This window comes from bacterium, assembly GCA_020444065.1.
GTDB lineage: Bacteria > Sumerlaeota > Sumerlaeia > SLMS01 > JAHLLQ01 > JAHLLQ01.
Map to the genome: position 1 here is coordinate 496,479 of JAHLLQ010000002.1, position 24,898 is coordinate 521,376.

Consider the following 24,898-nt stretch of genomic DNA (forward strand, 5'->3'; position numbering starts at 1 on the left):
GCCGCATCGGAAACCGATTCACAGGACAGGCTGGAGAGCCTCTGGGGGAGAGCGCCATAAGCGCTGTTGGACGAATGTCCATGTCGAGACGATTCTCCAGCCCGGGCCACCCGTTTAGGGGACACCACGAACGACGAAAGTTCATCTGTAGATGGCGACGCTGAAAAAGTGTTTGGGTGTTGATCTGGGAACCAGCGCGGTCAAGGTCGTGGAACTGGCCGTTGACCGCACGGGCGTGAAGGTCGTTAAGGCCGCGTCCATGGAGACCAATATCGATCCGTCCGCTCCTGCCGAGGAGCGCCGGACCGCTGTTGCCAAAACCCTCCGCGATCTCATCCGCAAGAACAAGATCAGCACGAAAAACGCTGTCTTTGCGATTCCCGGACAGAAAGTCTTCATTCGGCGGTTCCGCCTGCCGGAGACGACCGAGGAGCGCCTTGAGCGCATCGTGACCTACGAAGCGCGCCAGCAGATCCCCTTCCCGCTCGATAAGACAGACCTTCAATGGCAGTTCTTCCCCGTTCCCGAAGACAAGGAAGTGGAAGTTCTGCTTGTTGCCGTTCGGCACGACGAAGTGACGGATTTCATGTCGCTTGTCGGCAAGACCGGCCTGAAGCCGATTTTCATCGCGGTCAGCTCGTTCGCGATCTTCAACACACAGGCTTTCCTTACGAAGCCTGCCGCGGCGATCCTCGAAATCCTCGCGCCAAAGAAGAAGGCGAAGCCCAAGAAGGAAAAGAAGCCGAAGAAGGCAAAGAAGAAGAAGGGCGAAGCCGAGGCTCCCGAAGAGGAAGTCGTCGCCGAGGAACCGATGGACGACGACATGTCGGCCGACGAGTTCGTCTATGAAGAGGTGAAGGGCTACGTCAATATCGGCGCGGCGGCCATGGATCTGGCGATCGCCCGCGAGGGCAAGAAGGCCCTGCTTGGCTTCTCCCGCTCCGTTCCGACGGCTGGCAACGAGATTACCCGCTCGGTCATGGAGGCTTGCCAGATTTCCAGCTTCCACGACGCAGAGCGCATCAAGCGCCATCAGACGCGCCTGATGACCTTCGATTTCGAATTCGAAGAAGATCCGAATATCAATCACGACGCTTGCAGTGCAGCGACGCACAGCGCAGACCGAATGATCTCGGAACTGCGGCGATCGATCGATTTCTACATTTCCCAGCCCGACGGCATGGCTGTCGACTCGCTGGTGCTGTCCGGCGGCCAGGCATTGCTGCCCGGCATGGATACGTACATTGAAGAGAAGCTGACGCTTCCGACGGAGACGCTCAAGGAGCCTCCCGAGGATTCAGCCCTGACTTGGCCAGATCCCTCAACGCCGATCACTTCCTACGTGGTGGCCATGGGTCTGGCGCTCCAGGGCGTCGGCATGAGCAGTCTCGATGTCGACTTCCTGCCGGAAGATCGCAAGATCACGCGTGACTTCCCCTACAAGAGCGTCGCCATCATGGTGGTTCTCCTTCTCGGCATCATTGCGATGGCCTCCCGGGCTGGCTTGAATTACACGAGCCAGTACCAGGCGGAAGCCCAATCGCTGGAGACGCTCATCAAGGAGCGCAGCAAGCAGGATACGCTGGCCAACCAGGTGCAGGCGCAACACACAGAGATAGCTGGCCTCTACAAGACCTTCGACAAGGGCGTCGTCGATCGCGAGTATTGGCTGAAGTTCCTCGCCGAGGTGGCCGAGGTGAAGCCCCCGGAAGTGCTGCTCGATCGCGTGTCTCTCAGCAGTCTGGGGCAGGTCACGATCGTCGGCCTGAGCGAGACGCAGCGTTCCGCAGCGGATTTCACCGAAGCGCTTCGTAAAAAGATTCAGAACCCCCTGCAGGCTCCGACTCTGGAAGCCGTCCAGGCGACGCGTGATGCGCGCTATGAGCAGCCTGTGTATCGGTTCCAGATCTCGCTGCAGACCAGTGACAAGATTAACATCCTGGATGTCGTACCACAGGGTGAAGTAGCAGAGTAAGAGCACGTATAGTGGCACGGCCTGGCCGTGGGAGCACAAGGAATGGATAAGGAAAAACTCATACTTCTTGGCAAGAAGTTGATGAAGCGGGCCGATCGCGTCGCGATCGTCCTGTTTCTTGCGCTCCTGCTCGCGACCGGCTACATCTGGTTCCGTGAGACGAACACGACGATCCCGCCCCCAGAGCCGACCCAGTTGAAGCCTTGGAACCAGGCCATCCCGAGCCCCGAATACGAGAATGTCGTCGATCAATTGATGCAGGACCAGACCGACATCACTCAGGACCCGGATGTTCGGATTATCGTTCAGAATAATATGTTCGACTTGAAATCGGTCCGGAGTCAGGCCGAGCAGGAACGGCAGATTCGCCAGGACTATCAGGAAGCGGAACGGATGTTCTTGAGTTCGGACTACGATGGAGCTCTTGAGCGTCTGAACACCATCCTGCAGCAGAATCCGAATCACACGAAGGCGTTGGAGTTGAAGCAACGGATTGAAGATGCGTTGGCGCCCCCGTCCGAAGGCGAAGCCGAGGGCACGGAAGGCGGCGACGCAGCAGCACCTCCCGAGGGCTGATTTCGGCCCGCTGGAGCATTGAAAACGGGGTCTGATGACCCCAATGTCCCCTGACTGTCAGCTTGACACCCTCTGACCGGAGGGGGATGCGTTCCTGTAAGCCTTACTGTTGTCAGGAGCGACCTATCTCAGGAGAGCGACAGATCCTATGAGTCGGCACGTATCCAAAAGGTCTCTGATCACCCTCGGCCAGGGCGCTTGCGTGGCGCTGCTGGCGGCGGGCCTGGCTTGTTCCAGCGCCCAGAAGTCCACGTCCAGCGGCAAGGCTGAGCGGCCCGCGTCCCAAGCGGCGCTGGCCCAGTTGCCACCCGCGGCACAGCTCGAAGCCAAGCTCGATGCGGCCATGGAAGAGCTCAAGAAAGAGCACTTCGATGCCGCCCGTGAGCTGGTTCGACAGGCCGAGGCGCTGAAGCCGGGAGATTCGAAGATCAAAGAACTGAAGGCTCGCATCGATCGCGAGGAGAAGGAATTCCGCATCGAGCAGCGCCAGGACGAGATCGACGATGCCCTTTCCAACGCGAAGAAGGCGTTGAAGGCCAACGATTTCGACCAGGCCGAGCGCTATGTCCGTCAGGCCCTCGAGCTTGACCAGGGCAACAAGAAAGCATCCAAGCTGCTGGCCGATATTAAAGATGAACGTGCCGAGTATCAGGCCGAGCGGCTCGAAGATGCCGTCGAAGAGCGCATCGACATGGCCGAAGAGGCCATCGACGCCAAGAAATTCGACGTCGCCCTTAAGCACTACGAAAAGGCGGTCGAGCTCTCCCAGGGCAATGCCGCGTTCAAGGATGACTTGAACGATCTGCGGGCCGACATTCAGAAGGAACAGGCCGAGTACGAAAGCGCCAAGGTCGCCGACAAAGTCGACGCTCTCCTGGAAAAGGCCGAGGCGGAACTGAAAGCGAACAATTTCGAGCGCGCTCGCACTGCCGTGCAGGAAGCATACGCCCTCGACAAGAATAACAAAGACGTCGTCGATCTGCGTGGCGACATCGACGAAGCCGAGAAGCAGTTTAAGATGGAGGCGATCGATCGCCGCATCGACCAGGCCCTTGACCGCGCCGTCTCCCTCTACAAAGCCGACAAGTACGAAGAATCCATCGCCGCGTTCGAAGACGTTCTGAAGATCGACTCCGGCAACGCCGAAGCCAAGAAGTACATCGATCGGGCGAAGAAGAACATCGCCGCGATGAAGGCCGATGCCGCCGGCGAGAAGGTCGATGGTGCACTTGCCAAGGCTGAGCGTCTCTATGATGCCGGCAAGTATGAAGAAGCCATCGCTGCCTACGAAGACGTGCTGGCGATTGACAAGGGCAATTCCGACGCGCGCAAGATGATTGCCCGCGCCAAGAACGCGATCGCCGAACGCCAGTCCGAGAAGGCTGACGAACTGGTGACCAGCGCCGAACGCCTGATGAAGCGCGGCGATTATGAAGCTGCCCTCAGCCAGTTGGAAGAAGCCAAGAAGCTGGATCCGGAATCGAAGAAGGTCTCTTCGACCATGAACGATGTACGCAAGGCCATGGCCGAAGCGGAGAAGAAGGCTGCCAAGCCGGTTGCAACGCCGAAGCCGGTCGAAGTGGCCCAGGCCGTCAAGACTCCGAAGCCGACTCCCGCTCCAACCCCCGAGCCGACCGTCGCCCGGACACCGAAGCCGACTCCCGAACCCACCCCGGCGCCGACCGCGAAGCCCGAGCGCAAGCCGACTCGCCCGGAGAAGACCCCGACCGCTCGCGCGAACGAGACAAGCGCTGCCGACAAGGCTGCAGAGGCTGCCGCCAAGAAGGCTCGTGAAGAGAAGCAGCGCATGTTCGACGATCGGTTGGAGAAGGCCGAAGATCTGATCAAAGACGGCGAGTTCGCTCAGGCCGAGTCAGTGTTGAACGAAGCCCGCGCCATGGATGTGGATGCAGGCGAAGTTGCCAAGATGGAGCGCGAACTCGAATCGTCCCGCAAGCGCGCCCAATCCCAGGCCTTCGATAAGGCTCTGGACCGTGCACAGAAGCTTGCTGAGAATGAAAACTACGACGAGGCCCTTGCGGCTCTCGCCGAAATCGAAGCGACCTATCCCGATCGCGCCGCCGCCATTCAGGGCGTGCGCAAGAGCGTCGAAAACGACCGCGAGCGGGCGATGGCCGCCATGCGCGAGCGTGAAATGCGTGAACAGCGTGCCGAAGCCCGCCAGATGTTCGAGGAAGGCGTTCGAATCTACGAGCGCGACCAGGAGGATCTGGAGAATCTCGAGAACGCTCGCCAGAAGTGGATCGGTGCTCTTGAAATCGATCCCGATTATCGTCAGCCTGCCGTTTACCTTGAGCAGACTGAGAAGGCATTCAACGAGATGATGGCCGAGCGTCAGGCTCAGCGCGACTTCCAGGAGCGCGAAGCCGCAGCCATCGAGAAGATGAACACGCAGATTCCGATCAGTACCCTCGAACCGACTCCGCTTGCAGACTTCTTGCATCACCTTCGTCTGCTTTCCGGAATCGATTTCGTGCTGGCCGGCGGTGTGGATGCCCGCATCCAGGCCGCGTTCACCGACAAGCCACTTCATGAAGTGCTCGATGCCGTCCTACTGCCTATCGGTCTGAAGTGGGAACGCCGTCCGGGCGAAGACGTTGTCGTTATCACCCCGGACCTGCGCACGCAGATCTTCAAGGTCACGCCGGAGCAGGTGAAGACCATCGACTCGCTGCTGGATCGCGGTACGCTGCAGAATCTCCTCTACGGCGAGGGCGGTCAGCCCGTCCTTGAAGGCCAGGAAATCTACACCGACCAGCGCCAGAACGTCGTCGTCATCACCGACTCCTCGAAGAATATTGAGAAGTTCAGTCAGTTGATCACGGAGTTGGAGTCCCAGGACACCGTCGGCCTCGTCTTCAAGAGCTACATCATCAAGGAAGACAAGGCTGCCCAGGTGAAGGCGCTGCTGGAAGCGATCCTTCGCGCCGACGACCAGGCTCCTTACAACCCCGAGCGCAAGCTGATCGTCGAGGGCGGCGAGCTGATCATCAAGGACACGCCCGAGAACATTCGCAAGGTCGAGGAGATCCTTCAGGATCGCCAGTTCCTGCGCCAGATCTACAGCAACAAGCTGAGCGTGGCGACATTCAACCTGACTCCGATTCTCGACATCCAGGAGAACCCCGATCTGGCCCGTCAGTTCGGCGAGAACGTCAGAATCGTCGTCGAGACGCTCCTGTACGCGCAGGAAGGTCGCAGCAAGGCCATGCGCGAAGGCCGTCGCCTGTGGTATGACGAAGCGACGTTGCAGTTGACCATCACCGACTATCCGGACCGTCTTCAGATGGTCGAGGAGTTCATCGAGAGCCTGCCGCAGATCGAACGGAAGTCTCGTTCGAAGATCATCTTCTTGAACTGGGCGACAGCTTCGGAGCTCTCCACCCAGATCCAGACGTTCCTCGGCGGCGTTGCTACCACGGCTTCAGAAACAGGTGGCAACTCGATCACCAAGACAATGCGTGTGGAAGGCGAGCTTGAGTTCCAGGGCGCTTACTTCCGCGTCACCCGCGTCAATGAGAACGATGAAGCCGACGATAATGACGACTCCGTCGAACTCGTCGTCCGCACTGGCACCACCAGCCAGGACGTCACAATCGACGAGTTCCGTTCGGACTTCATCGAGGACTTTGAAATCGTCGCTGAAGACGTTGATCCTTCGGGCACGCCTGGTGAAGGCCGCGCCAAGCTGACCATTCGGTACGTGCCCGGCGGTGAGTCCAGTGCGAGCAATGAACCGACTCCGACGCCGGTCCCCGCTCCCGAGCGTACTGAAGATCAGGGCATCAGCATCGAGCCCATCGATAATCTCAATGCCCTTTGGCTGCAGTACCAGAGCGCGAGCGATCTGAAGGAAGTCGAGTTCTGGATCCAGACTCTCGACGTTCCGACACTGCAGGTCTCTCTCGAAATCAAGTTCGTCGAAGTCGTCGAGAACAAGGCCAAGCAGTTGAAGTCCGACTTCACGATTGGCAACCTGGCCGATGGCGTGTCGCTCTCCGACAGCATCGTGCGCAGTCGCTTTGCCCAGGACATGGACGAGTTCATGAACCCGTTCGAGCCGTTCCTGGAGACCGCGGGTAGCGCCAACTTGCTGAAGGGTGCCACGGTGACCAGTTGGATCATCAACAACGGCAAGTCGCCCATCTCTCTGACCCTGAGTGCCCTCGAAGCCCAGGGCGTGATCAACGTGGTCAACGCGCCGTCGATCACCGTGATCACCGGCGAGACGGCCACCTTCGACATCACGCGCGAGTTCGCAGGCGCCGGCACAACGACAGCCGGAGGTACCACCACTGGCGGTACCACAAACGACAACGACAATACCGATCAGATCGACACAGTGCAGCTCGAGGTCAGCCCGACAGTCACCCAGGCCGGCAATATTACTCTCGACCCGATCTCTGTCGAAATCGTCGACCTCGATCAGAACCTTGCTGGATTGCAGAGTCTAACCGATGCACTCGGTGGCAATGAAGAAGATGTAACCGGCGGCTTCTCCGACATCTACACCGCGGCGATCACGAGCGGTGGCATTGGCACGATCCGGAAGGAAATCGAGACCATCGCCCGCATCCGCGACGGAGGCACGGTGGTCCTCGGTGGCTGGCGCAACGAGCGCATCCAGAAGCAGGATTCTGGCGTGCCCATCCTGCGCGACATCCCGTGGGTCGGCAAGATCCTGTTCAACCGCAACCAGGAGACCAGCGACCGCATCACGCTGCTTGTCTTCCTCACCGGCTCGGTTGTTCGCGACTAACCACTCGCCCAGCAGTTAGCCTTGAATCCGCGCCCCGGCCTTCTAACCATGGCCGGGGCGCATTGTTTCATCCAACACCCTTCCAAGGAAATCTCAGGTGACAAAGCGGAAGCTCTTCCTCCTCGACGGCCACTCCCTGGTCTACAAGGCCTACCACGCCATCACGGCCCTCACCACATCGAAGGGAGAGCCAACCGGGGCCATCTTCGGCTTCCTGCAGATCTTCCATCGCCTTCATCGAGACCACCAGCTGGAGCACATTGCCGTCGTCTTCGATCCCCCGGGAAAGACCTTCCGGGCTGACGTGTTTCCTGAGTACAAAGCCAATCGTCCGCCCCAACCGCCGGAGTTGACTCAGCAGTTCACCGTACTCCGCGAACTTCTGCAGATCATGAATGTGCCGATGTACGAGATTTCGCCTTACGAGGCAGACGACGTCATCGCCACCCTGGCCAACTGGGCCGTTCAGAACGGCGGCGAGGCCTGCGTCGTGTCCGTTGACAAGGACCTGCTTCAGATCGTCCAGCCCGGTGTCACCGTCTTGCGCGAGCACCTCAAGAACATCGAACTCCTCGACGAGGAGGGGGTGCTGCAGAAGATGGGTGTCCGCCCTTCGCAGATTCCAGATTACCTCGGCCTTCTGGGCGACTCCTCGGACAACATCCCGGGCGTCCCCGGGGTAGGGAAGAAGCGCGCCACCGATCTGCTGACAGAGTTCGGCGACATGGAGACGATCCTGGCCGCCGCGGAGGGCAGAACGAAGCCGAAATTCTGGGCTTCTCTGGCAGAGAACGCCGAGGCCGCCCGCAAGTCCCGCGAGTTGGCGACGGTGAAATCCGATATCGATTTGGACGCTTCGTGGGATGCCATGGTGTGGACGTACAAGGGCTCCCCGGCTCTGCGAGAGATGCTCAGTCGCCTCGAATTCCGCAGCCTTCTCGATGAGTTGGGCGGCCAATCCATTGAGGATCGAACTACCGACTACGCCGTCATTCGCACGCCCGATCAACTGCGTCACGTTGCCGAAGGCATCCGCAAGGCCGGCCGCGCCTCTGTCGATACCGAAACGACAGGCCTCGATCCCTTCACGGACGACCTCGTTGGGATCTCCCTGTCCTGGGCCGACAATCAGGGTGTCTACATCCCCGTCAGCCTCTCGGAAAGCGACGGTCTCTTGTCGAACAAGGCTATTTGGGAAGCTCTGAATCCCGTGCTCAGCGAGCCCGCTATCCGCTGGGTCGCGCACAACTGGCGCTTCGACTACAAGGTGCTCCGCAAGGCCGGCTACGACGTCGACCAGATCGATTGCGACACGATGCTGGCCTCCTACCTGATCCACCCGGAGCGCGCCTCAAACGGCCTCAAGAACCTTTCCATGGAGATCCTCGGCATCCAGATGACCGCAATCTCGACGCTGATCGGCTCCGGCGACGACATGGTGACGATGGCAAGTGCGGACGTCGACGCGGTCGGGGAGTACGCCTGCCAGGATTCGGATGTGACGCTTAAGCTCTGGCGCACATTCTCGCCGCAGATTGACGAAGCCGGACTGCGCGAAGTCCACGATCAGATCGAAGTGCCTCTCGCGGCAGTGCTCGCGCGCATGGAACTGGAGGGCATTCGGCTCGATCGCCCTCACTTCAAACGCCTCTCTGCCGAAACGGAAAAGAAGCTCATCGAACTGACCACCGAAATTCATGAAATGGCCGGTCGCCCATTCAATATCAATTCGACGAAGCAACTGGCGGAGATCCTGTTCGAAGACCTCGGCCTTCCGACGCAGAAGAAGACCACGACCGGGTACAGCACCGACGTTACGGTGCTCGAGGCGCTTTCCAAGCTTCACCCCATGCCCGCGAAGCTGCTCGAATACCGCCAGTTGGAGAAGTTGAAAGGGACCTATCTCGACCCTCTGCCGCGCCTCGTTCACCCAAAAACAGGTCGCGTCCATACGTCCTTTCACCAGACTGTCGCGGCGACCGGCCGCCTTTCCAGCAGCGATCCCAACCTGCAGAATATTCCCGTGCGCACCGAGGCAGGTCGTGAAATACGTGCCGGCTTCATTCCGCGCGAAGACGGCTGGGTCCTTCTTTCCGCGGACTATTCGCAGATCGAACTGCGCATTCTGGCGCACATGTCCAGGGATGCATCGCTCTGCGAGGCTTTCCGCTCGGGCCAGGACATTCACGCACTGACTGCCAGCAAGGTCTTCAAGGTTGACCTCGACGCCGTGACCAAGGAAATGCGCACGCAGGCCAAGGCGATCAACTTTGGAATCATCTACGGCATGTCGGCCTTCCGGCTCGCGCGCGATCTGGAGATTCCCCGCCACACGGCAGAGCAATTCATCGACAACTACTTCGAGGTCTACGCAGGTGTTCGCGAGTTCATCGACACGACCTTGGAGGACTGCCGAAAGAATGGGTTTGTCACGACTCTCAAGGGGCGGCGTCGCTATGTGGGCGACATCAACGCCTCCAACGGCAATCGACGCCAGCAGGCCGAACGCATCGCGGTCAATTCGCCGATCCAAGGCACCTCGGCGGACATGATCAAGCTGGCGATGATTCGGATCGATCGCGAGATTCGCCAGCGCGGCCTCGAGGCGCGGATGATCCTGCAGGTCCACGACGAGTTGATCTTCGACGTTCCGCAGGATGAACTCGAGGCCTTGAAGCCGATCGTTGTCCAGGAAATGCAGGCTGCTCTTCCGCTCGACGTGCCGATCCAGGTGGATGTTTCATCCGGTCCGAACTGGGCGGATGTGTAGTTCCTGTACCGATTCTTTCGGGGGCGCACAAAAAAGCGCAAACCAACCCCAAAACTGTCCCGGTTTTTGCAAGGAGAAGCGATGATTCTGGGCTTGACGGGCTCAATCGGGAGCGGAAAAACTTCTGTCGCAACGATATTGCAGCAATGCGGCGCCGTCATTATTCGGGCGGATGTGATTGCCCGCGAAGTCGTTGCTCCCGGAACCCCTGCTCTCCAGGAAATTTCCCGCCGGTTCGGTCCCGAGGTCGTCACGAAGGACGGCAGCTTGGACCGTCAGAGAATGGCGGACATTGTATTCCGCGATCCCACCCGCAGAAAAGAGTTGGAAGAAATCATCCACCCAAGGGTGCGTGAACGCGAAGAAGAATTGATCCGCCGGTATGGCGATCAACCGATGGTGGTCCTGGAAATCCCCCTTTTGTACGAAACCGGCGCGGAAGAGATGTGCGATGCCGTGGCGGTGGTGACCGTGAATGAACGGGAACGCGTGCGGAGGCTGGTGGAAGACCGGGGAATGAGCGAGGAAGAGGTACGGCGACGGTTACAGGCCCAACTCCCACAAGAGGAGAAGGCTCGACGAGCCGACCACGTGATCGACAACAGCGGATCGCCCGAAGCGACTCGCCGCCAGGTCGAAGAACTCTACAAAAAGCTGACAAGCTCGCTCTAAGGCCCTATCCTTTGTAAGAGGACGAGAGACAGTAAACCGCAAATCCATCTTCCCCTTCCAATCGGCATCCGGGCATCGCCTGTCGGCCGTGGCATCCTGCCACCGAATCCAACCTGCATTTTAGCGCATTCCTTGAAGCGCACCATTCCATAACACGTAATCAAGCACTTCGGAGGAGATATTCCGAATGAGAAAGAAGAAGAGCACAGCTTCCAGTTCTGCCGAGAGCAGCAACACCACGCGTCCGCGCCGTCGTCGCAAACCGGCCCAGCCCAAACAGCCATTGCCGCGCGATGCCGACGGCAAGCCGTACGATCCCGATGAGCTGATCCCACAGGAAGACGAGGAGATCGAAAACGGCGAAAACGGGCGCGATGAAGAAGCCGCCGGCGACGACGGCGACCAGGAGAAAATCATTCTCGACCTGGCCCAGTTGAAGCGCATGACGGCCTCGGAACTGGCGAAGCTTGCCCGCGACCTGAAGGTCGAAAACGCCGCTGGTATGCGGAAGCAGGACTTGATTTTCCAGCTTCTGCGCGCCACATCCGCCCGCAACGGCCAGATGTATGCGAACGGCGTGCTGGAAATCCTGCCCGACGGTTTCGGATTCCTTCGTTCCGCCAGCTACAATTACCTGTGGTCTCCGGACGACATCTATGTCTCCCCGTCGCAGATTCGCCGTTTCGGCCTGCGCAAGGGCGATCTCGTCACCGGTACCGTCCGTCCCCCAAAGAGCGGCGAACGTTACTTCGCACTCCTCAAGGTTGAGACGATCAACGAAGGCGACCCGCAGGAAGCGCGCAACAAGATCCTGTTCGACAACCTGACGCCTCTGTACCCGGAAGAGCGCCTGAAACTCGAAACAGCGAAGGGCAAGCTGACGACCCGTTTCATGGATCTCCTGACGCCGCTTGGCAAGGGCCAGCGCGGGCTGATTGTTGCTCCGCCGCGAACCGGCAAGACGGTTCTGTTGCAGGACATCGCGAACGCCATCACGACCAACCATCCCGAGGTCTTCCTGATCGTCTTGCTCATCGACGAGCGTCCCGAGGAAGTCACCGACATGGAACGCACCGTGAACGGCGAGGTGATCAGCTCGACGTTCGACGAGCCGGCCGACCGCCACGTTCAGGTTGCAGAGATGGTGATCGAGAAGGCCAAGCGCCTTGTCGAGCACGGCCGCGACGTTGTGATTCTACTCGACTCGATTACGCGCCTGGCTCGTGCCTACAACACCGTCACGCCTGCTTCCGGCAAGGTTCTCTCCGGCGGTATCGATGCGAACGCTTTGCACAAGCCGAAGCGCTTCTTCGGCGCCGCCCGTAATATCGAAGAAGGCGGCTCGTTGACCATCGTCGCCACGGCGCTGATCGAAACCGGATCGCGCATGGACGACGTCATCTTCGAAGAGTTCAAAGGTACTGGTAACTCCGAGATTCACCTGGATCGCAAGCTGTCCGATCGCCGCATTTTCCCGGCCATCGACATCATGCGTTCCGGCACACGCAAAGAGGAGTTGCTCATCCCCGAGAAGCACCTGCAGCGCATCTGGCTCCTTCGCAAGATCCTGCACGAGCTCAACGTTGTCGAAGCTGCGGAGTTCCTCTATCAGAAGCTACGCCAGACGGACAGCAACGACGAGTTCCTCGACACAATGAACCAGTAATCGAACCAATCGGTCGGGAAGGCCGCCGTCCGGCGGCCTTCCTTCTTTTCTCCCCTTCGGAACGAGGTTGAATGAAAGCGCGCATCCATCCCCCGCAGAGTCCTCTCGGCGGAGTCGTCGATCCGCCCTCCTCGAAGAATTATACCACGCGTTGCATCCTCGTCAGTTGCCTCAGCCACGGGCGCAGCATCGTTCATAAGCCCGCCGTGCAGGACGACGCCGTGGCCATGGTGCGTTGTTGCCGACAGCTTGGCGCGGACATTCGCGCTGAGGAATCGGATGGCCGCGAGATTGACTTTACGGTCGAGAACGCTGCAAAGATCGACCGATTGATCATCAATGGATTCGGCGCGCATCCGCTTCCGCCTCCACCCGGTCTCCCGATCGACCCGATGAACGCGGGCACCGTGCTGCGGCTTCTTCTCGCCGTCGCTGCGTTGGCCGAAGGCGCGGTCAGCTTCGACACCGCCGAACACAAAGAATCCCTGGGGAAACGCCCCAACCGCGATCTGCTCGATGCCCTCGAGCAACTCGGCGTTCAGGTCGAAGCGCGCACCGATGAAGGCTGCCTGCCGATTTCACTGCGCGGCGGCGATCGAATCGGGCGCGAACTGCACCGGCGTCGCATGCACGAGAAGCTACCGGAACACGAGCCTGTTCCGGTCAAGGTCTCCGGCGCGGTCAGCAGTCAGTTCCTTTCGGCCCTGCTGTTCATGGTGCCGTTGCTTAATCAGAACATTGCGATCGAAGTCACCGGCGAGCTTCGCAGCAAGCCGCTGATCCGAACGACATTGTCCGTGCTGCAAGAGGCCGGCATCGCCGTGGAGTCCAGTGGCGACTTGATGCGCCACGTGATCTACAAGGACCAGCAATACACCGCGCGCGAGTGGCACGTTGCGGGCGATTGGCCGGGCTCATCGGCGATTCTCGCTGCCGCGGCCGTGGTCCCGGGTTCAAAGATTGGTGTGCGCCGCTTGCGTGAAGATGAACAAGGCGAACGCGCCAGCGCAGGCTTCTACCAGGCGATGGGCTGTACGATCGAAAGCGCCGACGATGTTCTGACGATCGCTGCGCCGCAGGACGCACCCCTTCAGGCTGCGGAGATCGATGGCGACAAGTGCACCGATGCCGTTCTCGCGATGATCGGCGCGGCTTGTCTTGCAGAGGGCGAATCGCGCCTCACAGGCATCGGCAACTTGCAGTTCAAAGAATGCGACCGCGTCCGCGAACCCATTCATGAACTGCGGCGGATCTTCAAGGAATCGGGGATCGAAAACTCAGCAGATCGCCTGCGCTGGTCGCCGGATGAAGATCCGGACACGATTTCGATCGAGGGCAATCCCGATGGGTTTGTCGGAGGTATCGAAGTCGATGGTCGCGGCGATCATCGCGTGATCATGTTGCTGTCGATCGTTGCCCTGCGCTGCAAAGAGGGCCTCACGATCCGCGGCGCCGAACACGTCTCCAAATCGTTTCCGCAATGGTTTGAGGTTTTGCGTCAGCTTGGTGTGCAGGTCGACGAAGACTGAACAGCCTCAATTCGCTCCGCGATCACTGCATCGCGCGCCACGTTTCCACGCGATAGCGGAATGTCACCGGACGCAGCGCCCGGTTGTGCGGCGAGCGTGGGCTGAGCCCACCGAAGAGCATCGCTTCCATTAGCGATCCCGGCGCCAGCACAACATACGACGAACGCTCGAACACACGATCCGACTCCAGGCGATACCGAGGCGCGGTGTCAGCCGTTCCGTAGAGCGTCATCATCATGTGCAACTCGCCGTCATCCCCTCGAACAGCCGGCGCGACGACATGACTGCGATTCAGCAAGTACCGCGAGAGCAACGTCGGCGAAAAGGAATCGGGCCTGAGTTGCGCTTCAACACGTACATGATCGCCATTCACTGCGAACGGGCTTGCCAGGCGAATGAACGTCTTGTTCGTATTCATCCGCGGCAGAAGATCCCCACGATACCACGTCCGGGCGCGCAGCCCGCTCTCATCGAAGAATGACAGTTCCATTTCCGAACGCGCAGGCCACGACGCCACATCTGCGCGGAACTCGATGCCCGTGATTGTCATCCCCGGCGATGTCTTCATGTCGCGGGCCCAGACCTCGCCCCGATACAAGCCAACGACGCCATCCATCTCTTCTTCTGCAGTTATTGGTTCGCTGACCCAGCCTGCCACGACCGGCGGAACCACGCGCGAGCCCCAGTGGTTCTCGTGGGAGAAGACCAGGAATAGGTCCTCGGGCTTCATCTCCGGCTGCGACTGGAACGGCTCGAACTGAACCTTCTCTGCAATGCCCGAAGTGCGGAAGAACGCCGCCGTCTGAACCCAGGGCTCCTCGAAGTGATTCGTGTAGAGCACACACGGGCCCGCTTCGCTCTCCGCCAGATGCCTGCCGGCCTCCAGCAATTGCGATGTCGCCTGTTCGCACGCCGTGTACTGCTCGGCATTCTGATGCGCGTAGGCCACGAGGCAGATTCCATGGATGAGTTCGAGGCCGAAAAACAGCCCGATGACGATCGCCAGCAGGGGAGCGGCGCGCCGGGGCTGCTTGCGCCACAGAAGCCATCCGAGAAGAGCGGCCGAACCTACGCCACCCACGCCCATCATCGGTACGTGACGCAGTAACGTCGGACGCTGCCACAAGATAATCGGAACGCACGCCAGGGCCAGGACAACGGCGCCGATCGCAGCGGCCAGCACAAGAGTCCCGTTCGGCCGTGCAAAACGCGTTCTCACCTGCTGGACGGCGGTGCGCCACAGATCTTCGCAGAACACCCCCGCCAGCACCGCGACGAATGGCGTGTAGATCACCATGTAGCGCTGCAGCGTGATGCTCCACATTGTCAGCAGACAGAATGCCGCGCTGCCCATCCCGAGCGTGATTGCGTAGAACTCGAAATCGCGAAGGTTCGTTCGGCCCAGCAACCCCCGCAAGAACTGCCAGGCTGCCACAGGGATCGCGACAAAGACCAGCGGGCCCCAGGCCTCCAGGAACGTCATCGAAGCGTAACCGATCGATCCGCTGATCACGTTCCAACTGAAGGAGAGCTCACCATCATACCAGTAGATTTCGCGTGTCGCCCACGGTTTGAAGTACATCAGCCCCGGAATCGAGACGACGATCAGTACCGCGGCCAGCCATAGCGTTCCGGCCGGCCATCGTTTGCCCGATCGGCTCCGCCACGCGATCAAAGCAAGCGCCACGACCGCTCCGCCGAGATGCGCCACCGCGCTGATCTTTGTCAGGGCGGCGATCGCCATGCAGAGGGCGGCCACGACTCCCCACACGATGCGACGCACGCCGCAGGAGCGAAGGAAGTGCAGCAGCGCAACCGCCATCCAGGCGACTACCCATGCGAAGTATGAATCGGTTGTGTGAAGGCGCTGCCAATTGGCGAAGTGCGTCTGGAAGTCCGGGAACAGCGAGGGTCTTGCCAGCAGCGTGAAGACAAGGGCGGCGGCGGCACCTGCCCACGGCCCGCGCCTGCCGAGTCGGACAAGCTCCATGATACCGCCCACGGCCACGGCGAAGAACAGGATCTTGATTCCATGCAGCAGAGCGGGATCCAGCCCTCCGAAGCCGTGATACAGGAGCAGTTGCAAAAAAAGCCCCGGACCGAACCGATTGTCGGAGGGCGTCCAGAAGAGATCCCAGAACGCGCCGAACTGGCCACTGCCCAGCGCGGCAAACATCTTCTGCGCCCGCTCGTAAAACAGCCCATCATCGATCAATGACATCGGCAGGAAGAGCGTGTGTCCATAGAAGGCCAGCGCCAGTGCCACGGGAAAGAGCACGCGGAACCAGACCGGCCAGCGTGGCCGTTCGTGGAAGAGATCAGGGATGGCGCGTTCGTTTCTCATCATTCCGGAGTGCTAACGTGTTGCCGCAGGCCGGACCGGGTCAATGGCAAGCAATCCCGCGAATTGGCCTGATTCTGGAATAGGAGCATGAAGAAATCAGGTCCATGCAGGGCCTCAGATTGCGCAGAGAAGGGTCGTCAAACATCGTCATGTTGCGTAAGGTTGACCAGATACTGTCCTTTTACCTCCCTCCCGTCACGAGGAGAATCTTCCTGGCCCTCTGGGGAATCTGGCTCTGCCAGGCCCTTCTGGAGGCCGTTCTGCCGGGTGTTGCAAACTTCCTTTATGGAATCCTCGTCCTTCAACCCATCGACATTTTCCCGCGATTCATGCTGTGGCAGTTTGCCACATACGGATTCCTACACGGCGGGTTCTTTCACATTCTGATGAACTCGATCGCGCTGTTCTTCTTTGGCGGCCTGGTCGAGCGTGCCATGGGTGGCAGGCGGTACACCTGGTTCATCCTGCTCGCGATCATCGCGGGCGGAATTGCCCATGCCGCGATCTATGGGATCTCCGGCATCATCGACAACGCGAGCTATGCCCACATCGGGCTAGTGGGATTCTCCGGAGCAGTCTTCGCCATTCTGGTCGCCTGCTACTTTATCGTTCCGAATGCAACCGTCTATGTGTACGCCGTGATCCCGATGAAGCTGAAACACATGGTCATCATCTTCCTTGTCCTGGAAGCCTTCTGGGCCCTTTCATCCGGCCTGAATTCCGGGATCAGCCACATTGGCCACCTGGCCGGCGCCGCCTCGGGATTCCTATTGGTCAAGAATCCAGGAATCCTGAACTGGCTTGCGAATCGCCGCTGGCGCGGTGGCGGCGGGGGAGGAGGACGCGGCGGAGGGAAGCGCGTCTCCTCGCGCCTGTCCTATGGGCATCCCGGCCGCAGCGCCAATGCCAGCGAACTCTACGACGATCCCCATTGGCGGCTGGACCAGTAGAATCCTTCCGCCGAGTGCTGCTCTCGCTTGACCCTTTCCGTGGTCTCGCCGACCATCCAATGTGATCCAGAAATCTGTCTGTACGATCCTTGGATGGAGGGCATCTACCCATGCATTCGAACCGCTATTGGCGCGCGGTCCTGCCGCTCGCCGCTATTCTGCTCATGCTGCTGGCCGGATCTGCTCCGGGCCAGAGCGCCGATGACCTGATCAAGCAAGCCAACAACACCTATCGCCAGGCCGAGAGAAACTTCCACAACGGCAAGCACCCGGAAGCCCTTAAGCTCGTCGAGGAAGCCGCCGCCCTTCTGAACCAGGCGAAGGAAGCGGACTCCGCAAACACGAAGATTCCCTCGCTGGACACGAAAATCACCCGACTGGCGGAGAACATTCGCAAGCGTCTCCCGAAAGAGGAAGAGCCCGCTGCGGCATCCTCGGGAGGGGACGAGGCACCGGCTTCATCTGCCGCCGGCCCCGGCGACAAGTTGCCAAGCGGCGTCTCGTATCGGTTGCGGGAAGTCGATCGTTTCCTGAAGCAGGGTGAGCGCGCCGCCGATCCTTCCAGTGAAGGACGCGATTCAGAATGGCGGTCCAAGACAGCGCGATACGGCGCCGAGCAGGGACGGAGTGCACTGGCGGAAATCGAAAGCAAGTTCTCCGGTCAGTACGATCCCAATCACCCCGATATCGTTGCGATGATGAAGCGCATCGAAGCGCTCGAGGCCGCGGCCGACAAGATTGAAGCGGATGCCGCCGTTGCCGGCCAGGCTGCCGAAGCGGCCAAGGCAGAATGCGACGCGTGGGTGACGAAGCTGAGTCCCTACATCACGAGTCGAGGCGGCGCAGACTATGATCCCGAGAAGTACTTCATTCCTTCGGCAACGCAGGACATGAAGGAGATGCAGGAGCGCCTGATGCATTACGCGGCCGCCGCCGAGGCCTATGCGGAATACAAGAAGGTCGCCCCGAAGGAAAAGACTGACCAACTCGCCCAAGTCGAACGCGACTTCGAGTATGCGCTGAAGTCCTTTGAGGAAGGCGTCGTCAGCAATGCCGAGTATAACCTCAGCGAAGCGGCCAGGGACCTCGAGTACACGCTGCAGTTCCTGCAGACGAACAAGGCAAAGGCCGACAAGGGCGAGGACTTCAACATTATGCGAAAGGACCAGCTCGAGGTTCCGACGAAAAATCTGGAACGTGGTGCTGCCCTCCTTGAACCCAACAACGCCGAGGTCAAGCGGCTGCGCAAGATGATCGAGGATATAAACAAACTTGATTCCGAACTGCGGCAGAAGCGCGTCGCCGATGCACGCATGATCCCGGACAAATTCAAGGGCAACGAGACCAAGGACATCAAGAAGATGGCGGAGAAGGTCGTCGCCAAGGACCGCCCAGGGGCAAAGATCAAGCGGATCACGATCGTCAGCGAAGACTGGAGCACCGAGAACGTGATTGAATTCACCGATACGACGCGCTCGGCCCTGCAGCACCGCGTCACACGCAGCGTTTCCGCACAGGTTGGCGCTGTTCTCGACGGCGATGGGCACATCTACACAGTCTACGTCGGCTCCGACCGCCAGCCCAATGGCAAGTGGGGACCGCTGAAGGGCCACATCATGTTCGACGATCCGATTCTCGAGAAGAACATCGACAAGTAGCAAAGACGCGCTGTTCAAAAAGGAGACGGGGTACTGCCGATCAGCAGTACCCCGTCCTTTCTTTCATCCTTGTCAGGCGAACAATCAGCCCTTCGCCTTCACCTCGGGCAACAACTCTTCGATCGACTGGAAGCGATCTTCGGGGCGCTTCGAAATCATGCGCATGATCGTGTCGCGCAGGTGTTTCGAGATGCGCTCCGAGAGTGGCGGCGGTGCGGTGTGAATGTGATGGTATTCGATGTTGCCCAGATAGAACGGCGGATTCCCCGACAATGTCTCGTACAGCATGATGCCGAGCGAGTAAATGTCGGTACGTTGATCGACCGGCTCGCCGATGATCTGCTCCGGCGCCATGTAGAGTGGCGTGCCGATCACGGCCGTCCCGCTCTTGGTGGATTCTTCGCCGCGCAGAATCTTTGCGATTCCGAAGTCGGTGATCTTCACCGCATTGGAATTCGTGATCATAATGTTCGCCGGCTTGATGTCGCGGTGGACGATCCCTAGCCGGTGCGCGTAGCTGAGCGCGTCGCAGATCTGTAGGAAGTAGTAGAGGATCATTTCCTCGGTCAGCGACGTGCGCTCGGCCAAGATACGTTTCAGATCCGTTCCCTCGATGTACTCCATGCTCAGGAAACGCTTGTTATCGCTTTCGAACAGATCATGGATGCGGACAATGTACGGGTGCGAGAGCTTCTTCGCGGCACGCGCCTCGCTCTTGAAGCGCTCGACGGCTTGCGGATCGCTGCAGAGATAATCATTGAGCACCTTCAGCGCAACGATCTCATTGAGCATCTTGTCTTTTGCTTTGTAGATGATGCCCATACTACCGCGATTAATCTCTTCAAGAATCACGAAGCGACTGTCCTTGCTCAGGACCGGCAGCCCGCGACTGTCATCTTCTTCCTCCTGCTGCAGCTTCAGGCGGTACTTCAACTTGCGAAGTCGAGCTTCCACGTCGCGATAGCCCGGAGTGCGCTCGTTCAAGTGCTCGAGCACCGCGACCGCCACTTGCAATTGGTCGGATGCGTCCAGATCCGCTGCCAGACGATACAGAATGTCGCGGAGATCCTCGTCGACCGGCAGTTGCTTGAAGTTCTGCCACGCCATGTAGTGCATGTTCTTCTGCCAGTGGCAGAGACCAAGAATCTTCATCGCGCGGGTTTCGTAATTCTTGTGGTGCTGCAGGTCCTGGAGAATCTCGATCGCTTCATCCACAACGTTGTTTTTCAGCAGCAGCTTCACCAGCTTGAACTTCGCCTGCGGGTCGTTCTCCTGTTCGACGCGCAAATTATACAGACGGCGAAGGACATCGACATCGCCTTCGCTTGGTGCCTGTCGCATGGCTTGCTCGAAATCAGCGCTGGCCTTCGCCAGGTTGCCGAGCTGTTCGTGTAACTCACCGCGATCGCGTAGCAGAGCGACGTGCCCGAAGCGATCCACCGCACGATCGTGCAAGTCGATCACATCCTGGCGGTACTTCCCGGTGTGTTTCTCACGACAGGTAGCCAGTGCTTCACGTGTCCCCTCCATCTGGCCGTGCATTAGATTCAGAAGCGCGCGTGCCCGCGTGATAGCAAACGTCTGAATGTGTGTGAAAGGCTCGCCCTGCAAAGCCTCGATGGCTTGCGTGTAGAGGTGAATTGCGCGTTCGTCTTCTACGCCATCCTCCGCAAGCCCAATCGCTTCCCGGACATGCTCAGGGATATCGATCTGCATGGAGTCCTCGAAGCTTTGTTCCGGCGGCGCCTCGAGCTGCGTGTCGTCGAGTCGACGATTTCCAGTGCTAGATTCCTCGCGGGGAACATGGTGCGTCGAAGCGCGCGACGAGTCCGGGGCCGTAGGAATCGGAACCTCTCCGCTCGGCGAGGACTGCCGCATTTCAGGACTTTCCTGCGCGTGCGTGTACATCGGCGGAGCCTTCGAGTAGTCCACCGGAGACATCGATTGGTTCATGTCTCCCGACAGATGGGCTCTCACGCCAATGCCTTGCCGTTCACCGGGACGCGTGTCGCCGAGGACGGCGAATTGTTGCGGCGGGGCAAAGGTATCTTCCGGATCTGGTTCGCGCGGCGGACGAATGCCGCTGCTCGATGCCGAAGCCGGCAGCGGCGCCCCTTCCGGCGACGGGCGTGATTCTTCTTCGACTCCGCTGCGACGCCGCTTGTCGATCCGCCCGCGACGAGGCTTTGCACTGGTCCCCGTTCCGCCGGCCTTGCGACCTCCGCGCCGGCTGCGTCGCTGGCGTCTGCGCGATCGCCGACCACGCTCTTCTTCGGTCAGGTTCGTGTGCACGATCGTGATTGCTTCCGCCTGGCCGGTCTTCATGTCCTCTGCCGAAATCTCCATCACGCCGTCGGCGTTGATGAAGAACGTGACACGAATTCTGGGAACGCCTGCGGAGGCGGGCGGGATTCCGGTCAGCATGAACTTGCCAAGGCTGCGGCACTCCACCGCATCGTCGCTTTCGCCCTGGAGCACGTGAATGATCACGAACTCCTGGTTCTCCTCGGTCGTCGTGAAGGTCTTCGCCGCCTTGATCGGAATCGTCGAGTTCTTCTCGATGATGCGCGAGAACTTCTCGCCTTCGACTTCGATTCCGAGCGAATGCGGGGTGACGTCAAGAAGTGTCACTTCCTGGACTTTGCCTTCGAAGACGCCCGCCTGCGTCGCTGCACCCAGCGCAACAACCTCGTCCGGATTCACGCCGCGGAAAGCCTGCTGATCGAAGAACTCTTCGACGGCATCCATTACCAGCGGAATGCGCGTCGTCCCGCCAACCAGGATGACTTTCGAAATCTGATTCTTCTTCAGGTTCGCCTCATCCAATGCATGTTTGCAGCACCGGATGGTGCTGCGCACGAAATCTTCGATCAGATCCTCGAATTCATCGCGAGTGATCATGCGTTCGAGGTGAAGCGGCTGACTGTCGCGGTAGGCAATGAACGGAAGAGCCATCGTTGTTTGCGTCGTTCCGGAGAGCTCGCACTTCGCGCGCTCTGCGACTTCCTTTAAGCGACGCAACGTCACCGGATCGCGAGTCAGATCGACGCCGTGCTCGTCTATGAATTCCTCGACGATCACTGAGACAATCGCGTTATCCAGATCGTCGCCGCCAAGGCGCGAATCGCCAGTAGACGTTAGGACTTCGAACGTCTTTCCGTTAATCTCGAGGAGCGAAATATCAAACGTGCCGCCACCGAAGTCGTACACGGCAACAATCTCATCGTTGTCTTCGGAACGTCCGATGCCATAAGCCATCGCCGCGGCCGTCGGCTCGTTGATCAGGCGCAGCACTTCGAGCCCCGCCATCTCGGCGGCCTGAATCGTCGCCTGACGCTGTAGGTCATCGAAATACGCGGGGACCGTGATCACTGCGCGCACGATCTCCTCGCCTAGGTACTCCTCGGCGCCTTCCTTCATCTTCTTCAGGACCAGCGCGGAAATCTGCTCGGGGCGGTAGCCCATCCCGTTAATATCGATCAGCAGTTCGCTGTCGTGCGAGACAATCTGGAAGGGGAAGAGCTCGCCGGATTCCTCGACTTCCTCGAAGGAGCGCCCCATCAGACGCTTGATGCTTGAAATGGTGCACAGCGGATTAGTTGCCGCCTGACGTCTGGCGATCTCGCCGACGACCACGTCGCCACTTTCCAGGAAGGCGACGACGGATGGCGTTTTGTTGCTCCCCTCCGAGTTGGGGATGACCTCCGGCTCATTGCCCAGCACGATGGCCGCAACCGAGTTCGTCGTGCCGAGATCGATACCGATAATCTTATTGTTTGAATCCATGGAGCGTACGATCCGTGGTGGATGATTTCCCCCGCATAGCCAGTCCCGACACCCCTCGGTTCTCCGAGGAATCGGACTCTATCCGAGACAACTTGCGGACTAAGTGCAATACCAACTCACCCGCATGTTGGCGTCAAGTCCGCTCCCCCCGATTCCCCGCTGCCCAGTGATAAAAAGCAGAGCGCCGCCGGCTTCTCCGCTCGCCCCAAAGAACCTGCACCCAATTCGGATGCCTGCGGCGGGTCAAGAAGCCGACGGCGCTTGTAGATCTCAAGTGCCGGTTCGTCGGAACTCAGTTCTCGACGATCTGCATGGCCAGCGTCTGCCAGTCACTGGCGCCAACCGAGCCATCGCCATCGATGTCCGCGTTGAAGGCCAGGATCGGATCCAGGCTGCTGCCAAGCTCCACGTACTCCACCAGACGAACGATATCCGCAGCGTCTACGGAGGCATCGCCATTTGCATCGCCCCGAATCGGGATCACCACACGGAAGGCATCGAATCCTGTCGCTGTCTCAGACAGGTTACGGAAGCCATTCAGCGTCGTCACGTTGTCCCGGAATCCCAGATCGCTGGCGTTCTTCTTGGCGTTATCCACGTAGCAATCCCATGTCTGCGCGGCGAAGTCCAAGTAGACCGTGATCTTATACCAGGTGGAGGCATTTCCTGCGCCGAGCGGGACATTGGCGCTCACGACCGAGGAGAGGCCGCCGCTGCCATCGCCATTGAAAAGCTCAATGCCGTTGCCCGAGCTGAAATGCACGATCGCCGAAGCCGACTGATCCGTCGGATACGTCGCTTCGGAGAGCGTCAGAGAACTGCCTTCACCGCGGAAGTAACCCTCGATGAAGATTCCGTCGGCGGGCGGAGTTGTGATCAGGCTGGAGAAGTCCCGATCGAACTGGGCACTCTGAGACAGCGTTACCAACTGGTCACTGCCGTCAGGCGTTGTGCCCGTCTCCACCGTGGCGGTTCCAGCAACGAGATTCCAGCTTCCGACCGTATCCGGAGCATTGTAGGTGCCCGCGACGTAGTCTTCCGCGCCGCTGCTGCCGGAGTCTTCGAAACTGGTATCATAAACTACCTGATTGGCGAAAAGCGCCGCCGGCAGAGCCGCTGCCGCGAGGATCGCTTTCCACTTGAGTGAGGGATGTCGTTGCATCATGTACCTTCTCCACTGAATTGGAAGGCCTTATAGACCACATACTACAAGGCATTGTGCAACCCGATCCGTCGTCCGTCAATACAAACGACACGGATTTGACAGGAAAAATTGACATCTGTCACCAAGAATGCCGGAATCGCAATCAAGCGCGCTCGAGGCGGAACATTGTCAGCTCCGGCCGCACATTGAAGCGCACCTTCCGCAGATAGCCCAGGCCAGTGTTAATGTACACTGTCCGTCCCGGCGCCAATGGGATCTCCCCACGCGTGTACAGCTTGTTCTTCACCGGAAGCATCGGAGGCGGCAGGAACGGGGGCTTGCACTGGCCACCATGCGTGTGACCGGCCAGAATCCAGCATCGGAAATCCCCCCAGAAACCCATGTCGCAAACGTCGGGATTGTGGACCAGCGCCAACGTCGGGCGAGAAGGGTTCAGCAGCGACATCGCGTACGGGCCGTCCAATTGCCGCGCCCACAAGTCGTCCAGCCCCATGATCTGGAGCCCTTCGACTTCACCGACCTGATTCCGCAGCACCTCCACGTCATTCTCAACGAGCAGGTCGGCCACGGCATCTGCCATTTCCTTGTGCCGCCAGCCCGGACCGTAGTCGTGGTTTCCCATGATCGAAAACGCCCCCAGCGGCGGCCGAGGCAAGTGCGCCAGCACTCGGCGCGCGGCTTCCATTGCGCCTTGGGACTTCGTTTCGACGATATCACCGGTCAAGACCATCAGGTCCGGCTTCAGGTCCTGAGCCATCTTGAGCGCACGGATCAGGTAGTCAGATTCGACATGCGGGCGGCCCGTGTGCAGATCGCTCAACTGCAGCATCGTCTTGCCGACCAGGCGATCAGGCAGGTTCTCAATCGGGAGCGATCGTTGGACTGTCTGCAGCCAATGTGGCTCCACGAGCGCCGTGTAGCCCAACAGCCCGGATGCAGTCAGAGCGCACCCGCCCAGTCCCATCAGGAACCGGCGCCGAGTCAGGAGTCGCTTCTTCGGTTGAGGTGTTTCTTCGGATTGCTGATC

The 24,898-nt window shown here is 59.7% G+C and carries 13 protein-coding genes; 9 read left to right on the forward strand and 4 right to left on the reverse strand.

Annotated features, from left to right (window positions below; translation table 11 throughout):
• Positions 1–151: 151 nt before the first annotated feature.
• From pilM to KQI84_06520, 7 genes are all read left to right on the forward strand, one after another.
• Positions 152–1,975: a pilus assembly protein PilM gene (gene pilM / locus KQI84_06490; GenBank protein ID MCB2154516.1), complete on the forward strand. Its 1,824-nt coding sequence runs from the start codon at positions 152–154 to the stop codon at positions 1,973–1,975.
• A 42-nt stretch (positions 1,976–2,017) separates the two neighbouring features.
• Positions 2,018–2,551, forward strand: coding sequence for a hypothetical protein (locus tag KQI84_06495; protein ID MCB2154517.1), 534 nt, complete (start codon positions 2,018–2,020; stop codon positions 2,549–2,551).
• A 148-nt stretch (positions 2,552–2,699) separates the two neighbouring features.
• Positions 2,700–7,331 carry a tetratricopeptide repeat protein gene (locus KQI84_06500; protein ID MCB2154518.1) on the forward strand — a complete coding sequence of 1,544 codons (4,632 nt, stop codon included), beginning with the start codon at positions 2,700–2,702 and terminating at the stop codon, positions 7,329–7,331.
• A 97-nt stretch (positions 7,332–7,428) separates the two neighbouring features.
• Positions 7,429–10,101, forward strand: a complete 2,673-nt coding sequence (gene polA / locus KQI84_06505; protein MCB2154519.1) for a DNA polymerase I — start codon at positions 7,429–7,431, stop codon at positions 10,099–10,101.
• 81 nt (positions 10,102–10,182) lie between these two features.
• Positions 10,183–10,773: a dephospho-CoA kinase, long form gene (gene coaE, locus KQI84_06510; protein MCB2154520.1), complete on the forward strand. Its 591-nt coding sequence runs from the start codon at positions 10,183–10,185 to the stop codon at positions 10,771–10,773.
• A gap of 187 nt (positions 10,774–10,960) precedes the next feature.
• Positions 10,961–12,439 (forward strand): transcription termination factor Rho, encoded by a 1,479-nt coding sequence (rho, locus tag KQI84_06515; protein MCB2154521.1) that lies wholly within the window; start codon positions 10,961–10,963, stop codon positions 12,437–12,439.
• 71 nt (positions 12,440–12,510) lie between these two features.
• A complete protein-coding gene (locus KQI84_06520; protein ID MCB2154522.1) occupies positions 12,511–13,968 on the forward strand; it encodes a 3-phosphoshikimate 1-carboxyvinyltransferase in 1,458 nt (485 codons plus the stop codon).
• Positions 13,969–13,990: 22 nt separating this feature from the next.
• On the opposite strand, the gene KQI84_06525 is transcribed toward KQI84_06520, so the two are convergent.
• Positions 13,991–16,315, reverse strand: coding sequence for a hypothetical protein (locus tag KQI84_06525; protein ID MCB2154523.1), 2,325 nt, complete (start codon positions 16,313–16,315; stop codon positions 13,991–13,993).
• Between the two features lie 146 nt (positions 16,316–16,461).
• Between KQI84_06525 and KQI84_06530 the strand changes: the two genes are divergently transcribed.
• Both KQI84_06530 and KQI84_06535 read left to right on the forward strand, forming a co-directional pair.
• Positions 16,462–17,262 (forward strand): rhomboid family intramembrane serine protease, encoded by an 801-nt coding sequence (locus KQI84_06530; protein ID MCB2154524.1) that lies wholly within the window; start codon positions 16,462–16,464, stop codon positions 17,260–17,262.
• A gap of 110 nt (positions 17,263–17,372) precedes the next feature.
• Positions 17,373–18,920 (forward strand): hypothetical protein, encoded by a 1,548-nt coding sequence (locus tag KQI84_06535; GenBank protein ID MCB2154525.1) that lies wholly within the window; start codon positions 17,373–17,375, stop codon positions 18,918–18,920.
• An 84-nt stretch (positions 18,921–19,004) separates the two neighbouring features.
• Here KQI84_06535 and dnaK read toward each other — a convergent pair whose 3' ends face one another.
• The 3 genes from dnaK to KQI84_06550 all read right to left on the reverse strand — a co-directional run bounded on the left by dnaK (position 19,005) and on the right by KQI84_06550 (position 24,835).
• Entirely contained in the window at positions 19,005–22,706 is a 3,702-nt protein-coding gene (dnaK, locus tag KQI84_06540; GenBank protein ID MCB2154526.1) for a molecular chaperone DnaK, read from the reverse strand.
• A gap of 292 nt (positions 22,707–22,998) precedes the next feature.
• Entirely contained in the window at positions 22,999–23,871 is an 873-nt protein-coding gene (locus tag KQI84_06545; GenBank protein ID MCB2154527.1) for a dockerin type I repeat-containing protein, read from the reverse strand.
• A gap of 142 nt (positions 23,872–24,013) precedes the next feature.
• Positions 24,014–24,835, reverse strand: coding sequence for a metallophosphoesterase (locus KQI84_06550; protein ID MCB2154528.1), 822 nt, complete (start codon positions 24,833–24,835; stop codon positions 24,014–24,016).
• Positions 24,836–24,898 lie beyond the last annotated feature (63 nt).

Bases quoted from the DNA above. Each gene is read 5' to 3' on its own strand.
- pilM (MCB2154516.1), top strand. From the start codon at position 152: ATGGCGACGCTGAAAAAGTGTTTGGGTGTTGATCTGGGAACCAGCGCG.
- KQI84_06495 (MCB2154517.1), top strand. From the start codon at position 2,018: ATGGATAAGGAAAAACTCATACTTCTTGGCAAGAAGTTGATGAAGCGG.
- KQI84_06500 (MCB2154518.1), top strand. From the start codon at position 2,700: ATGAGTCGGCACGTATCCAAAAGGTCTCTGATCACCCTCGGCCAGGGC.
- coaE (MCB2154520.1), top strand. From the start codon at position 10,183: ATGATTCTGGGCTTGACGGGCTCAATCGGGAGCGGAAAAACTTCTGTC.
- rho (MCB2154521.1), top strand. From the start codon at position 10,961: ATGAGAAAGAAGAAGAGCACAGCTTCCAGTTCTGCCGAGAGCAGCAAC.
- KQI84_06520 (MCB2154522.1), top strand. From the start codon at position 12,511: ATGAAAGCGCGCATCCATCCCCCGCAGAGTCCTCTCGGCGGAGTCGTC.
- KQI84_06525 (MCB2154523.1), bottom strand. From the start codon at position 16,315: ATGATGAGAAACGAACGCGCCATCCCTGATCTCTTCCACGAACGGCCA.
- KQI84_06530 (MCB2154524.1), top strand. From the start codon at position 16,462: ATGTTGCGTAAGGTTGACCAGATACTGTCCTTTTACCTCCCTCCCGTC.
- KQI84_06535 (MCB2154525.1), top strand. From the start codon at position 17,373: ATGCATTCGAACCGCTATTGGCGCGCGGTCCTGCCGCTCGCCGCTATT.
- dnaK (MCB2154526.1), bottom strand. From the start codon at position 22,706: ATGGATTCAAACAATAAGATTATCGGTATCGATCTCGGCACGACGAAC.
- KQI84_06545 (MCB2154527.1), bottom strand. From the start codon at position 23,871: ATGATGCAACGACATCCCTCACTCAAGTGGAAAGCGATCCTCGCGGCA.
- KQI84_06550 (MCB2154528.1), bottom strand. From the start codon at position 24,835: ATGGGACTGGGCGGGTGCGCTCTGACTGCATCCGGGCTGTTGGGCTAC.